The 679-nt window shown below is 42.6% G+C and carries 1 protein-coding gene; it reads right to left on the bottom strand.

The features are described 5' to 3' along the window. The coding region (locus E1163_RS00165) for a hypothetical protein (protein ID WP_155168519.1) at positions 1-553 on the bottom strand (553 nt) is incomplete at its 3' end. Between the last annotated feature and the right edge of the window lie 126 nt (positions 554-679).

Raw genomic sequence — 679 nt, 5'->3', positions numbered from 1 at the left:
TAAACTCAATTTCTACCTGTAATTTTAAATTAATGGAGGCATCGGGAGCATTTTTTAACATGAAAATGACCTCATCACCGAGCTCTCCAAATATTGCACGGGCTTCATTCTGCTCAACCAAAAACGCTTCAATATCTATCTCATTGCGGTTAGCAATATGGAATAATGCGTTTAGGCTTGTGCCGGGCTTGTACTCCGTGTTATTGGAGAAAACAGGTTCAGTTGAGGTAATCTCCAGGCGTGTTATTCTCTGAGAAGGCCCGAGGATGACAGGATCACATGCGTAAGCACTATTGATGAACGAAAGGCCTGAAGGCATCGGTGCATATGCTTTCAGGTACTCATTTTCAGTAACTTGCATGCGTACTGCAGTCTGATCGAAGCTGGTGGACATCGTGGTATTGAAATTATCCGTACCATAGCTGCCAATGGTGGCGGTTAGTTCTTTTACCCTTGATTCGACAGGTCCGGAACTTCCGCAGTCATACATGACGCAGGAAATGGGCAGGTTCATTACGGTAATCGTAATGAGTGTGGTAAGTACTTTTTTCATTCTCAAATTAATTAAAGTTTGAGTTAAGACACGGATAATTTGTAATGGGTTGTAAACAAAGGTTTGCCTGGATCGTGGGGTGGAATTGACTTTGGGGTTAAAAGTGAATCGGAAGAAAGTACACTG

Origin of the sequence: Fulvivirga kasyanovii (assembly GCF_009711405.1) — a bacterium.
GTDB classification, from domain to species: domain Bacteria; phylum Bacteroidota; class Bacteroidia; order Cytophagales; family Cyclobacteriaceae; genus Fulvivirga; species Fulvivirga kasyanovii.
The sequence above is the reverse complement of the archived record's forward strand: the minus strand, read 5'-3'. Positions and strand labels throughout refer to the sequence as shown.